The organism is Oerskovia sp. USHLN155, from assembly GCF_037145535.1.
Lineage (GTDB): Bacteria > Actinomycetota > Actinomycetes > Actinomycetales > Cellulomonadaceae > Oerskovia > Oerskovia rustica.
The window spans coordinates 61,346-74,338 of the sequence record NZ_JBBCXG010000001.1 but is presented as its reverse complement, the minus strand read 5'-3'; the positions used below and the strand labels follow the sequence as shown (position 1 = coordinate 74,338).

Below are 12,993 nucleotides of genomic sequence, written 5' to 3'. Positions count from 1 at the left end.
CCACGTCGGAGCCTAAGGAGGCTTTTGACTGCTGTCAACCAAAAGTCGCATGTCGGTCAACAGATTCCGCGACCGCTCGGGGGCGGATGTGGGCGGTCGAGAGGGGCCCACCGGGTGCGCACGGCCAGGAGGGCCGCGCCGCGCGCACGGTCCGCCGGGAGGCCTCGGCCGGATCGTGCCCTCAGCGCAGGTCGCGGCTCGCGTCGTGGTGGATCGCGACGAACACCGACCACGGCTCGCCACCCGTCGCCGGTTCGCGCTGCCGGAAGTCCTCGAGGACCTCGTCGAGACGCTGCGACAGCTCCTCGCGCCCTGCGGCGTCGAGCCGCAGGCCGAGCCTGCCCATGTCGACGGTCGCAGGATCGGCGGCAGCCAGCTCCTCCAGGAACGCGTCGAGCAGGACCCGGTGACCTCCCGGTCCCAGGTCCGCGGTCCAGGACTTGCCCGTCGCGCGGTACGGCACCTCCCGCGCCCCCCTCGCCCCCACCCGCTCGGGCTGCGCCGCCAGGAACCCGCGGGCCACGAGCGTCCTGACGTGATGGAGCGTCGTCGCGGGGTTCTTGCCGAGCAGCTGGGCGATCTCCTTGTTGGTCCGCGCCTCGTCGAGGCAGATGCGCAGGATCCGCACCCGGAGCGTCGACGCGAGAGCGCGCGCGTCGGCGTCCCGCTCGGCGACCGAGCCGCCCGTCGTCGGCAGCTCCGCGGTCGGCGCGTGGACGCCGGTGCCTCGGGCGGGGGGCCGTGCGGGCGAGGGCTGCGCGGGCGAGGGCTGCGCGGGCGAGGCCGTGCGATCGGAGGTCACCCCCACAGGCTAACTGATTGACATTCCTCAATCGCTTGCAACAGGCTGACCCCATGACGTCCGACGAGCCCGCGGTGAGCACAGCCGCTCCCCCGCGCAGCCTGGTCCATCACCGCGACTTCCGGCGCCTGTGGGGCGGTGACGCGCTGGGCCAGCTCGGTGCCCAGCTCACGGGCTTCGTCCTGCCGATCTTCGCCGTGTCCCACCTGCACGCGACCGAGTGGCAGATGGGCGCCCTCAACGCCGCCGAGACCGCGGCCTTCCTCCTGCTCAGCCTGCCCGCAGGGGCCTGGGTCGACCGGATGCGCAAGCGCCGGGTCCTCGTCGCTGCGGACCTCGCGCGCGCCGCGATCCTGTCGGTCGTGGTCGTCGCCGCCCTGACCGGGCACGCGAGCATGGGCCTGCTCATCGGCGCGGCCGTCGTCATCAGCACGTTCAGCCTCTTCTTCGACGTCGCGCACCAGAGCTACGTCCCCGGGCTCGTCGGGCTCGACCACGTCGTCGAAGGAAACTCCAAGCTCCAGGCGACCCAGTCCGTCGCGATGATCGTCGGGCCCGCGATCGGCGGCGTCGCGCTGCGGGTCCTGTCCGCGCCCCTCGTCATGGTCGCGACCGTCGGCACCTACCTCGCGAGCGCGCTCGCCGTCTCACGGATCCGTCATCACGAGGACCTCCCCGACCCGGCTGCGCGACGCCCCCTGCGCACCGAGATCGCCGAGGGGGTCCGTTTCGTCGCGAGCGAGCCCCTGCTCCGCCGCATCCTCGCGTGCACGTCGCTCGCCAACCTGGGTGGCGCGATCGGCAACGCGGTCGTGGTGATCTTCGCGCTGCGCACGCTCGACGTCGGGACGGCGACCTACGGCGTCGTGCTGTCGGCGAGCGCGGCCGGCGGGCTGCTCGGTGCGGTCCTGGCCGACCGGGCGGCACGGTGGGTCGGCCCGGCGCGGGTCATCCCCGTCTCGGCAGTGTTCACCGGGGTCTCGTACGCGATCACGCCCGCGGCAGCCTGGGTGGCGACCACGGGCGCGGCGGACGCCCTCGTGCCGGTCGTCCTCGTCGTCGGGGGCTTCGTGTTCAACCTCGCCGTCGTCGTCTACAACGTCGCGCAGGTGAGCTTCCGCCAGCGGCTGTGCCCGCCCGCGCTGCTGGGGCGCATGAACGCCTCGGCCCGGTTCCTCGTGTGGGGCCCGATCCCGGTCGGCGGACTGCTCGGCGGGTGGATCGGGACCGTGTGGGGCGTGGCGCCCGCCCTGTGGGTCGGAGCGCTCGTCATGTCGCTCGGGGCGCTGCCCGTGCTGCTGTCACCGTTGTCCCGCACGACCGAGCTACCCGCCCCGGCCCGCGACTGACGCCGGACGCCTGGCACCGGGCACGAGGCGCGGCGGACGCCCTGGCCCCGCGCACCGGGCCAGGGCCTCCCGTCAGAGGTCGTACGTCGCGACCAGCGCGGCGTGGTCGCTCCAGCGGCTCTCGTAGTCGTCGGCGCGGTCGACCTCGACCTTGACCGCGCGCTCGGCGAGCGCGGGCGTCGCGAGCTGGTAGTCGATGCGCCACCCCGAGTCGTTGACGAACGCCTGCCCGCGCCACGACCACCAGGTGAACGGCCCAGGGCCCTCGCCGCCGTGCTTGCGGCCGAGGTCCACCCAGCCGAGCTCGTCGAACCAGGTGTCCAGGTAGGCGCGCTCCTCGGGGAGGAAGCCAGCCGACTTCTGGTTGCCCTTCCAGTTCTTGATGTCGACGTTCTTGTGCGCGATGTTCACGTCGCCCGCGACGACCGCGAGGCCGCCCGCGGCCGAGAGCTCGCGCAGGCGCTCGGTGACCTTCTCGAGGTAGGCGTACTTCTCGTCCATCTTGGGCGTGCCCGCGGTGCCCGAGTGGATGTACGTCGAGACGACCGTGAGCCTCTCGCCCGACGGCAGCTCGAGGTCGGCCTCGACCCAGCGGCCCGTGTCGACCGGAGGCTCGGGCTCGCCCTTGCCCAGCCCGACGCGCACGGCCGTCACGGGCAGCCGCGACGCGACCGCGACCCCCGCACGGCCCTTGATGTCGCACGCCTGGTGCGCGATGTGCCAGCCCTCGCCGACGAGCTCGTTCAGGATCTCGTCCGGGGCGCGGACCTCCTGCAGGAGCATGACGTCCGGGGTGCGGGACGCGACCCAGGCGTCCATCCCTCGGCGGTAGGCGGCGCGGATCCCGTTGACATTGGCTGTAGCGATCGTTAGCACCTCGACATCAAACCCCACGCAACCCACACGGGCGAAAACCGCGCGGCGAGACGCTGGTCACGGCCTGCCGCAGACGGTCCGCAGCCGCAGCACAGCCGTCAGAGCGAGCGAGGCTCCCGCATCACGCTGGTTCTGACACGTCCACGGGCAGCGCCACCTCGCGGAACCTCCCCGCGAGCAGCACCGTCGCGAGCGCGAGCACGGCCAGCACCCCGAACCCTGCCCGCAGAGCGTCGGTGGTCGCGAACACCCCGGTCATCGCGCCGCCGAGCACCGCGCCGACGTACGTGAAGACGTTGAGCCGGGCGACCGCGCGGTCGGTCGCGGCCTCGACCGTCGGGAGGTTCGTGCCCGTCCCCCCGGCGCCGTCCGTCGCACGAGCCGCCGCGACGGCCTCCGCCGCCCGGTCGCCCGCGGCCGAGAACGCCATGGGCGCCACGACGCCGAGCCCCAGCCCGGTCGCGGCGAACCCCAGCACCGCGAGCGGCCACACGGGCGAGACCGCGACGAGGCCGAGCCCCACGACCCCCACGGCGCCTCCGAGCGCCACGACCCGCACGCGCCCCCAGCGTTCGACCGCCCGGTCCCCGAGCAGCCGCGAGCAGATCAGGGTCGCCTGGTAGGCGCCGAACCCCAGCGGCCCGACGACGGCGCTCGCCCCGAGCACGCCCTGCAGGAACGTCGCACCCCAGCTCGAGACCGCGGAGTCCGCGACGGGGAAGGCCAGCATCGCGACGCCCAGCACGATCACGGTCCCGGCGCCCACCATGCCCGTCACGCCACGAGCGCCGGCCGCAGCAGCACCTGGCCCCGCATCTCCCGGCCCGGCCACCGCGGACCCGCCGCCCGACCCTGCGGCGGGAGCGTCGCCGTCGGGCACCTGGCCCCCGCTCCCCGCCGGAGGAGTCCCGGAGGGCCCCGCGACCGCGACCGCCGCGGTCCGCGAGAGCAGCCCCGCCCGCAGCACGAGCACCGCCACCGCGACCACCCCCGCGACGAGCGCGAGCGACACGGGCAGTTCGAGCCCGAGGGCCGCGGCCCCCGAGACCGCGAGCGACCCCACGACCCCGCCCGCCGCGTTGGCCGCGAAGAACGCGGCGATGAGGCTGCGCCCGTACGCGCGCTGCACGTCGATGCCCTGCATGGACGTCGACGCGTCGACCGACCCCAGCGCGAGGCCGTACACCGCGAACGCGAGGAAGAACGTCACGAGCAGCCCGGCACCCGCGCTCAGCCCGACCGCCAGGATGCCCGCGGCCGCCACGAGGAGCCCGCCGGTCACGACGCGCGCCGACCCGAACCGGGCCGCGAGCCACCCCGACAGCGCGCTGCCCGTCGCCGCGCACACGCAGACGCCGAGGATCACGAGCGTGATGACGTCGGGGCCGATGCCGAGATAGCGCTCGTAGGTCGGGACGTTGGTCAGCATCACGGCGAACCCGAAGCCCTGCGCCGCGTACGCGGCCGTGGCGCTGCGGCGGGCGCGCCGGACGGACGGGGGGACGGCGAGAGGCGCAGGGACGAGGGCCGCGATGCCGTCGTCTCCCCCTGCCCGGGACGCGGGGGTCATGGCGGAACACTAGTCCTGCGCAGCACCACCGCACGACAGGACGTCAGGAACGACAGGACGGGCGCGACCCGTAGGTCACGCCCGTCCCGGGAACGGGTCAGACGCTGGCGATCCCCGCCGCGCGCTCGGCCGAGTCCACGACGTTCGCGAGGAGCATCGCGCGGGTCATGGGCCCGACCCCACCCGGGTTGGGCGAGATCCAGCCCGCGACCTCGGCCACGGCCGGGTCGGCATCGCCCACGACACGGCTCTTGCCGGTCTCCTCGTCGACCTCGCGCGAGACGCCCACGTCGATCACGACCGCGCCGGGCTTGACCATGTCGCGCGTGATGATGCCCTTGACGCCTGCGGCCGCGACGACGACGTCGGCCCGGCGGACGAGCGCAGCCAGGTCCTGCGTGCCCGTGTGCGTGAGCGTGACCGTGGCGTTGACCGCGCGGCGCGTGAGGAGCAGGCCGATCGAGCGGCCCACGGTCACCCCGCGGCCCACGACCACGACCTCCTTGCCCGCGAGCGAGACGCCGTGGCGCTCGATGAGCTCGATGATGCCGCGCGGGGTGCACGGCAGCGGCGAGGTGACGTCCTCGTTGACGCGCAGCACGAGGCGGCCGAGGTTGGTCGGGTGCAGGCCGTCGGCGTCCTTGTCGGGGTCGATGAGCTCGAGCACGCGGTTGGTGTCGATGCCCTTCGGGAGCGGGAGCTGCACGATGTACCCGGTGCACGCAGGGTCGTCGTTGAGGCGGCGGACCGCGGCCTCGATCTCCTCCTGCGTGGCCTCTGCGGGCAGGTCCTCGCGGATCGAGGACAGCCCGATCTCGGCGCAGTCGCGGTGCTTGCCCGCGACGTACCACTGCGAACCCGGGTCGTCGCCGACCAGGAGGGTGCCGAGTCCCGGCACGACGCCGTGCTCGGCGAGGGTCACGAGACGGGTCTTGAGCTCGGCCTTGATGGCGGCGGCGGTGGCCTTGCCGTCCAGGATCTGCGCGGTCATGGGGGCTCCTCGGGGTCTGGCGGGGACGAACAGACCGCTGAGTGCGGAGTACTTGTCGTGGATCGGCCGGATCGGCGACAAGTACTCCGCACTCAGCGGGTCATGCGTGAGCTACTGCGACAGTCCCGGGTACAGCGGGAAGTCGGCCGTCAGCTTGCGCACGCGAGCGCTCAGGCCCTCGACGTCCGCGCCGGCGCCGGCCTTGAGGGCAGCCGCGATGATCTCGGCGACCTCCGTGAACTCGGCGTCCCCGAAGCCACGGGTCGCGAGCGCGGGCGTGCCGATGCGCAGGCCCGACGTGACGCGCGGGGGACGCGGGTCGAACGGCACGGCGTTGCGGTTCACCGTGATGCCCACGGCGTGCAGGAGGTCCTCGGCCTGCTGGCCGTCGAGCTCCGAGTGACGCAGGTCCACGAGGACCAGGTGCACGTCGGTGCCACCCGTGAGGACCGAGACGCCCTTCTCCGCGACGTCGGGCTGGGCCAGACGGTCCGCGATGATGCTCGCGCCGCGCAGCGTGCGCTCCTGACGGTCCTTGAACTCGTCGGAGCCCGCGATCTTGAACGACACGGCCTTCGCGGCCACGACGTGCATGAGCGGGCCGCCCTGCTGGCCCGGGAACACGGCGGAGTCGATCTTCTTGGCGTACTCCTCCTTGGAGAGGATGAAGCCCGAGCGCGGGCCGCCGATGGTCTTGTGGACCGTCGAGGACACGACGTCGGCGAAGGGCACCGGGGACGGGTGCAGGCCCGCGGCGACGAGGCCCGCGAAGTGCGCCATGTCGACCCAGAGCTTGGCGCCGACCTCGTCCGCGATCTCGCGGAACGCCGCGAAGTCGATGTGGCGCGGGTACGCCGACCAGCCGGCGATGATCACGTCGGGACGGGTCTCGAGGGCCGTCTTGCGGACCTCGTCCATCTCGATGCGGTACGACTGCGGGTCGACGCCGTACGCCGAGACGTCGTACAGCTTGCCCGAGAAGTTGATCTTCATGCCGTGCGTGAGGTGGCCGCCGTGCGCCAGCTCGAGGCCGAGGATCTTGTCGCCCTTGTTGATGAGGGCGTGCAGGACGGCCGCGTTGGCGGTCGCGCCCGAGTGCGGCTGGACGTTGACGTGCTCGGCACCGAACAGCGACTTAGCGCGCGCGATCGCGAGGTTCTCGGCGATGTCGACCTGCTCGCAGCCGCCGTAGTAGCGGCGGCCCGGGTAGCCCTCGGCGTACTTGTTCGTGAGGACGGAGCCCTGCGCCTGCAGGACCGCGCGCGGCACGAAGTTCTCCGAGGCGATCATCTCGAGGGTGTCGCGCTGGCGCGCGAGCTCCCCGTCGAGGACCGCGGCGATCTCCGGGTCCACCTCGAGCAGGGACTGGTTCAGGACGTTCGGCTGAGCGCTCATGCGTCTCCTTGGGTGCGTCTGCGGATGACGGTCTCGCGGGAGGGCGTGCCCCGTCCGGGCACGCTCCCCACAGGGGGCGACCCGGGGCCCAGGCGAACGACCCGTCGTCTACACAGCATGCCGCTCCCCGGTGGTGATCCACCATTCCCGTCCGTCCCGCGGCCTCCCCGGGGGGCGGCGTGCGGGGCGCGGGTGCGCCAGTCGCGACGTGCACGATCCTAGCCCACGTCCGCGTGCCGCGGCAGTGGCGGCCGTCACGCTGGGCTGGCCCCCCTGCCCGACGGCGGAGCGCACGTCGGGCAGGGGCGTCACCCTCGGCGGGACAGGGCGTCCCCCTCGGCGGGACAGGGCGTCACCCTCGGCGGGGCCGGGCACGACGCAGCGGGGTGCGCGCGGCCCCCACCGCGCGCACCCCGCTGGTCCGTGACCTCGGGAGAGGGTGTGCGCCCTCCCCCGCGTCACCTCCTGATCGCCGGCTCAGGAGAGCGCGGCACGCCTCTTGCTCAGCAGGTCGAACGCGACCGCGAGGAGCAGGACGAGGCCCTTGATCGCCTGCTGCCAGGCGGCGTCGACGGCCATGATCGACAGGCCCATGTTGAGCACGCCCATGATGAGCGCACCGATCATGGCGCCGGACACGCGGCCCACGCCGCCTGCGACCGCGGTGCCGCCGATGAAGCACGCGGCGATCGCGTCGAGCTCGTAGTTCATGCCCGCCGCGGCCACACCGGCACCGGCACGCGAGGTCGTGATGACGGCCGCGACCGCGGCCAGCACTCCCATGTTGACGAAGATGCCGAAGTCGACGCGGCGCGAGTTGACGCCCGACAGCACGGCCGCGTGGCGGTTGCCGCCGATCGCGTAGATGTGGCGGCCGAACACGCTGCGGTTCAGGACGAACGAGTACGCGATGATGAGGATGCCCACGATGAGCAGCACGATCGGCGTCCCGCCCGAGCTGAGCGACAGCCAGTACGTCACGACCCCGATCAGGACCGCCGCCAGGACGATCTTGACGACGAACGCGGGCAGCGGCTCGACGGCGAGCTCGTGGCGACGCAGCGAGGTCCGCGAGCGCCACTGCGCCACGGCGAACGCCACGATGCCGATGCCGCCGATCGCGAGCGTCACGACGTCGAGGTTCCCGACGAACCCGAACCAGTTGGGCACCGACCCGTTGCTGATCGCGATGAAGCCGCTGGGCAGGCCCGCGACCGTGGTGCCGACCAGGACGATCGCGAGACCGCGGAAGATGAGCATGCCCGCGAGCGTCACGATGAACGCCGGTATCCCGACGTAGGCGACCCAGAAGCCCTGCCACATCCCGACGAGCGCCCCGACCCCGAGGGACAGGACCACGGCGAGCAGCCACGGCAGCTCCCACTGGCTCATCATGATGGCGCACAGCCCCCCGACGAACGCGACGACCGAACCGACCGACAGGTCGATGTGACCGGCGACGATCACCATGACCATGCCGATCGCGAGGATCATCACGTACGCGTTCTGCTGGATGAGGCTCGCGACGTTGTTGGGGTAGAGCAGGCGCCCGTCGGTGAGGACCTGGAAGAGCAGGACGATCACGAGCAGTGCCGCGACGATGCCGTACTGGCGGACGTTGCGGCCGAGGTATTCCCTGACGGCGTTCATCGGACGTCGACTCCCTTGTCCATGGTCATGTAGTGCATCAGTGCTTCTTGGGTGGCGTCGGCTCGCGCCACCTCGCCGGTGATCCGGCCCTGGCTCATCGCGTAGACACGGTCGCACAGGCCGATGAGCTCGGGGAGCTCGGAGGAGATGACGACGACGGCCTTGCCCGCGTCGGCGAGGGCGTTGATGATCGCGTAGATCTCGTACTTGGCACCCACGTCGATGCCGCGCGTGGGCTCGTCGAGGATGAGGACGTCCGGGTCCGAGTACACCCACTTCGACAGGACGACCTTCTGCTGGTTCCCGCCCGAGAGCTTGCCAGCGATCGCCTCGACCGTGGGCGCCTTGATCCGGAAGTCCGTGCGGTAGCGCTCGGCGACCTGGGTCTCGGCCTGCGAGTCGACGACGCCCCAGCGGGACACCTTGCCGAGCGCGGAGGCGGAGATGTTCTCCCGGATGGTCTGGATGAGGTTGAGACCGTACCGCTTGCGGTCCTCGGTCGCGTACGCGAGCCCGTGGCCGATCGCCTCGGAGACGCTGCGCGTCCTGATGGGCGCACCGTTCTTGTAGACGGTCCCGGAGATCTTCGCCCCGTAGGAGTGTCCGAACACGCTCATCGCGAGCTCGGTGCGTCCGGCCCCCATGAGCCCGGCCATGCCGACGATCTCGCCGGCGCGCACGTGCAGGTTCGCGTGGTCGACGACGACGCGCTCGGTGTCGATCGGGTGGTGCACGGTCCAGTCCTCGATCCGCAGCACCTCCTCGCCGATGGTCGGCTCGTGCTCCGGGAAGCGGCTGTCGAGCGAGCGCCCGACCATGCTGCGGATGATGCGGTCCTCGGTCACGGGCTCGGCGCCCTGAAGGTCGAGGGTCTCGATCGTCGCGCCGTCGCGGATGATCGTCACGCGGTCGGCGATCGCGGCGATCTCGTTGAGCTTGTGGCTGATGATGATGCAGGTGATCCCGTGGCTGCGGAACTCGTCGATGAGCTTGAGCAGGTGGGCGCTGTCCTCGTCGTTGAGCGCCGCGGTGGGCTCGTCGAGGATGAGCAGGTCCACGCGCTTGGACAGCGCCTTGGCGATCTCGACGAGCTGCTGCTTGCCGACGCCGATGTCCATCGACTTGGTCGCGGGGTTCTCGGACAGGCCGACGCGCTCCAGCAGGGCCGCGGCCTCGCTCGTGGTGCGGTGCCAGTCGACGATCCCCGCGGAGGCCTTCTCGTTGCCGAGGAAGATGTTCTCAGCGATCGACAGGTGCGGGACGAGCGCCAGCTCCTGGTGGATGATGACGATCCCGCGGGCCTCGCTGTCGCGGATGGTCCTGAACTCGCACGTCTCGCCGTCCATGACGATCGTGCCGTCGTAGGTACCGTGCGGGTAGACGCCCGACAGCACCTTCATCAGGGTCGACTTCCCGGCCCCGTTCTCCCCGCAGATCGCGTGGACCTCGCCCCGGCGCACGTCCAGCGTGACGTCCTGCAGGGCCTTGACGCCGGGGAACTCCTTGGTGATCCCCCGCATCTCGAGGATGTTGCTCTCGCTGGCCATGGGTCAGCTCCTCACTCGTCCGTTCCGTGGTGGCCCGTCGCCGCGGCGGTGCCGCGGGTCGGGCGACCGTCTCGCCCGTCGTGCTGCGCGGACCGTGCCCGGCCCCAGGACTGCTGCCCCGGGGCCGGGCACGGTGCGTCCGGTCAGAGGCCGAGCTTGTCGGCCGTGTAGAAGCCGGAGTCGACGAGCGTCGTCTGGACGGTGTCGGCGGTCACGACCTGCGGGTCGAGGAGGAACGAGGGCACGACCTTCACGCCGTTGTCGTAGGTCTCGGTGTCGTTGACCTCGACCTCCTCGCCGTCGACGATCTGCTGGACCATCTTGGCCACCTGGTCGCCGAGCGTGCGGGTGTCCTTCCAGACCGTCATGGCCTGCTTGCCCGCGAGCATGTTCTTGACGTTGGCCTCGTCGGCGTCCTGGCCCGTGACGAGCGGCCAGCCCTCACCGGCGGCGTAGCCGCTGCCCTCGAGCGCCTGCTCGATGCCGAGCGCGAGCGAGTCGTTGGGCGAGAGGACGACGTTCACCTTCTTGTCCGTGTAGAACGAGTTGAGGCGGTTCTCCATCTCGGACTGGGCCTTGGCGGACTCCCAGCCCTGGATGCCGATCGTGGTCCAGTCGTCGACCGTGGCGGGCGCCTTGCCCGAGGGCACGACGAGCTGGCCCGACTCGACGTAGGGGGTCAGGACGTCCCAGGCACCCTTGAAGAAGAAGCGGGCGTTGTTGTCGTCGGGCGACCCGGCGAAGGGCTCGAGGTTGAACGGTCCGGCGCCGCCCGCGAGGCCGAGCTGCTCGGCGATGAACTCGCCCTGGAGCGTACCGACCTTCTCGTTGTCGAACGTCGCGTAGTAGTCGACGTGCTCCGAGTCGTTGATGAGTCGGTCGTACGCGATGACCGGGATCTCCTCCTTGGCGGCCGCGTCGAGGACCGGGCCGAGCGCCGTGCCGTCGATCGAGGCGATGACCAGCACGTCGGCACCCTGGTTGATCATGTTCTGGAGCTGGGTGATCTGCTGGTCGACCTTGTTGTCCGCGTACTGGAGCGTGGTCTCGTAGCCGGCGTCGCCGAGGAGCTCCTCGAGGTGGGCGCCGTCGTTGTTCCAGCGCTCGAGGCTGCGGGTCGGCATCGCGATGCCGATCAGGGGCGTGTCGCCTCCGCCGGTCTCGCCGCCGCCCGACTCGCTGCCCGCACGCTCGGAGCTGCATGCCGTGAGGGCACCGAACAGGAGCGTCATCCCAGCGGCAGCCGCGACCGCCTTGCGCATTGACGTCATCGTCATTCCCTTTCGTCGTCGAACCAGGGGGCGAGCCTCGGCTGTGAGGCCCGCGTCGCCTCCGAGCCGCGGAGGGGGATCCGCGTTGCCTCGGTCGGCACTGCAGCGAAACTAGTCAGGCTTGAGTTAGAGCGTCAAGCGCAGTAACCAGTTCGTGACCTAATTGTGTTCGAGACTCAAACTCAGAGTGGAAGCGGTACCACCGTCGCACCGCCAGGAAACCCCCGTGTCGCCTCGGTTCTCCGGCCCTCACCAGCGTGTACGCTGCTGCCTGTGAACAACGACCGGTCCACACCCGGCTCGCAGACCTCACTCCGAGAAGCGAACCGAACGCGCATCGTGGATGCGGTGAAGCGCTACGGCGGCCTCACCCAGGTCGAGCTCGCCGAGGCCACGGGGCTGTCCACGGCGACGGTCTCGACGATCGTCAAGGAGCTGACCCAGGCAGGGGTCGTCGACACCCGACCCACCTCGCGCTCGGGACGCCGCGCGCTCAAGGTCACGCTCGCGCGCCAGCTCGGCCTCGTCGCGGGCATCCAGTTCGGCCACCGCCACCTCAAGGTCGCGCTCGGCGACTTCGGCCGCACGATCGTCGCCGAGCAGCAGATGCCCCTGCCCGTGGACCACCGCGTCGACACGGGGCTGGACCGCGCGGCCCTGCTCGTCATGGACCTCCTGGAGCGCATCGGTGCCTCGACCGACGAGCTCCTGACGGTCGGCATGGCCCTGCCCGCCCCGGTCGACATCTCGACCGGGATGATCTCGGTGCGCGGCATCATGCGCGGCTGGGACGACCTGCACGTCGGCCAGGTCATGTCCAAGCGCCTCGCGCGCCCCGTCGTCGTCGACAACGACGCGAACCTCGCCGCGCTCGCCGAGGCCGAGCTCGGGGCCGCCCGCGCCTACCGCGACTCGGTGTTCGTGCGGGTCTCGTACGGGACCGGGGCGGGCGTCGTCGTCGGCGGGCACGTCCACCGCGGGTACGCGGGGACGGCCGGCGAGATCGGCCACGTCCAGGTGGACCCCGCCGGTCCCATCTGCCGTTGCGGCAACCGCGGCTGCCTCGAGACCGTCGTGGGGTCGGGCGCGCTGCTCGACCTGCTGCGCACGAGCCACGGGGACCTGACCCTGCGCGACGTCATCTCCCGGGCGCTCGAGGGCGACCCCGGGTGCCGCCGCGTCGTGGCCGACGCGGGCGACCGCATCGGCATCGCGGTCGCGACACTTGCGAGCGCCATGAACCCGCAGGTCATCGTGATCGGGGGCGAGCTCGCCGAGACCGGTGAGATCCTCGCCGGGCCCCTGCGCGACGCGGTGCACCGCCACCTCGTGCCCAACACGATCGCCCCGGTCGAGGTCGTGCTGGGCGAGCTCGGTGCCCGCGCGGAGGTCATGGGCGCGCTCGCGCTCGCCCTCCAGTCGACCGACGTCACGAGCGACGTGCGCCTCGCCCCGGGGGCACCCGGCCCCGTGGGCCTCGTCGCCGCAGGAGACTCCGGCCACCCGTCTCAGGGAGACCGACCATGACCGCGACCGCACGAC

10 protein-coding genes and 1 riboswitch are annotated in these 12,993 nt (G+C 71.7%); of the genes, 2 read left to right on the top strand and 8 right to left on the bottom strand.

The genetic code is table 11. The features are described from left to right. Nucleotides 1–181 precede the first annotated feature (181 nt). Complete coding sequence (locus WFH32_RS00275; protein ID WP_336705881.1) at nt 182–802, bottom strand: ArsR/SmtB family transcription factor; 621 nt, start codon at nt 800–802, stop codon at nt 182–184. Between the two features lie 53 nt (nt 803–855). On the opposite strand from WFH32_RS00275, the gene WFH32_RS00270 reads away from it, so the two are divergent. Next, complete coding sequence (locus WFH32_RS00270) at nt 856–2,151, top strand: MFS transporter (protein ID WP_336705880.1); 1,296 nt, start codon at nt 856–858, stop codon at nt 2,149–2,151. A gap of 72 nt (nt 2,152–2,223) precedes the next feature. Here WFH32_RS00270 and WFH32_RS00265 read toward each other — a convergent pair whose 3' ends face one another. The 7 genes from WFH32_RS00265 to chvE all read right to left on the bottom strand — a co-directional run bounded on the left by WFH32_RS00265 (nt 2,224) and on the right by chvE (nt 11,451). Then, nucleotides 2,224–3,027: an exodeoxyribonuclease III gene (locus WFH32_RS00265; protein WP_191795743.1), complete on the bottom strand. Its 804-nt coding sequence runs from the start codon at nt 3,025–3,027 to the stop codon at nt 2,224–2,226. 121 nt (nt 3,028–3,148) lie between these two features. Continuing rightward, entirely contained in the window at nt 3,149–4,597 is a 1,449-nt protein-coding gene (locus tag WFH32_RS00260; RefSeq protein ID WP_336705879.1) for an MFS transporter, read from the bottom strand. Nucleotides 4,598–4,694: 97 nt separating this feature from the next. Next, the gene (locus WFH32_RS00255; protein WP_138825336.1) at nt 4,695–5,588 is read right to left on the bottom strand and encodes a bifunctional methylenetetrahydrofolate dehydrogenase/methenyltetrahydrofolate cyclohydrolase; all 894 of its coding nucleotides are present in this window, start codon (nt 5,586–5,588) and stop codon (nt 4,695–4,697) included. A 111-nt stretch (nt 5,589–5,699) separates the two neighbouring features. After that, nucleotides 5,700–6,983 carry a serine hydroxymethyltransferase gene (gene glyA, locus WFH32_RS00250; protein WP_191795745.1) on the bottom strand — a complete coding sequence of 428 codons (1,284 nt, stop codon included), beginning with the start codon at nt 6,981–6,983 and terminating at the stop codon, nt 5,700–5,702. A 79-nt stretch (nt 6,984–7,062) separates the two neighbouring features. Continuing rightward, nucleotides 7,063–7,153, bottom strand: a riboswitch (ZMP/ZTP riboswitch). 307 nt (nt 7,154–7,460) lie between these two features. Next, complete coding sequence (gene mmsB, locus WFH32_RS00245) at nt 7,461–8,633, bottom strand: multiple monosaccharide ABC transporter permease (protein ID WP_138825340.1); 1,173 nt, start codon at nt 8,631–8,633, stop codon at nt 7,461–7,463. Then, a complete protein-coding gene (gene mmsA, locus WFH32_RS00240) occupies nt 8,630–10,180 on the bottom strand; it encodes a multiple monosaccharide ABC transporter ATP-binding protein (RefSeq protein ID WP_191795746.1) in 1,551 nt (516 codons plus the stop codon). The genes mmsB and mmsA overlap by 4 nt, the downstream gene beginning before the upstream one ends. Nucleotides 10,181–10,323: 143 nt before the next feature. Next, the gene (gene chvE / locus WFH32_RS00235) at nt 10,324–11,451 is read right to left on the bottom strand and encodes a multiple monosaccharide ABC transporter substrate-binding protein (RefSeq protein WP_225227924.1); all 1,128 of its coding nucleotides are present in this window, start codon (nt 11,449–11,451) and stop codon (nt 10,324–10,326) included. A gap of 273 nt (nt 11,452–11,724) precedes the next feature. On the opposite strand from chvE, the gene WFH32_RS00230 reads away from it, so the two are divergent. Further along, nucleotides 11,725–12,978 (top strand): ROK family transcriptional regulator, encoded by a 1,254-nt coding sequence (locus tag WFH32_RS00230; protein ID WP_191795748.1) that lies wholly within the window; start codon nt 11,725–11,727, stop codon nt 12,976–12,978. Nucleotides 12,979–12,993: the final 15 nt, after the last annotated feature.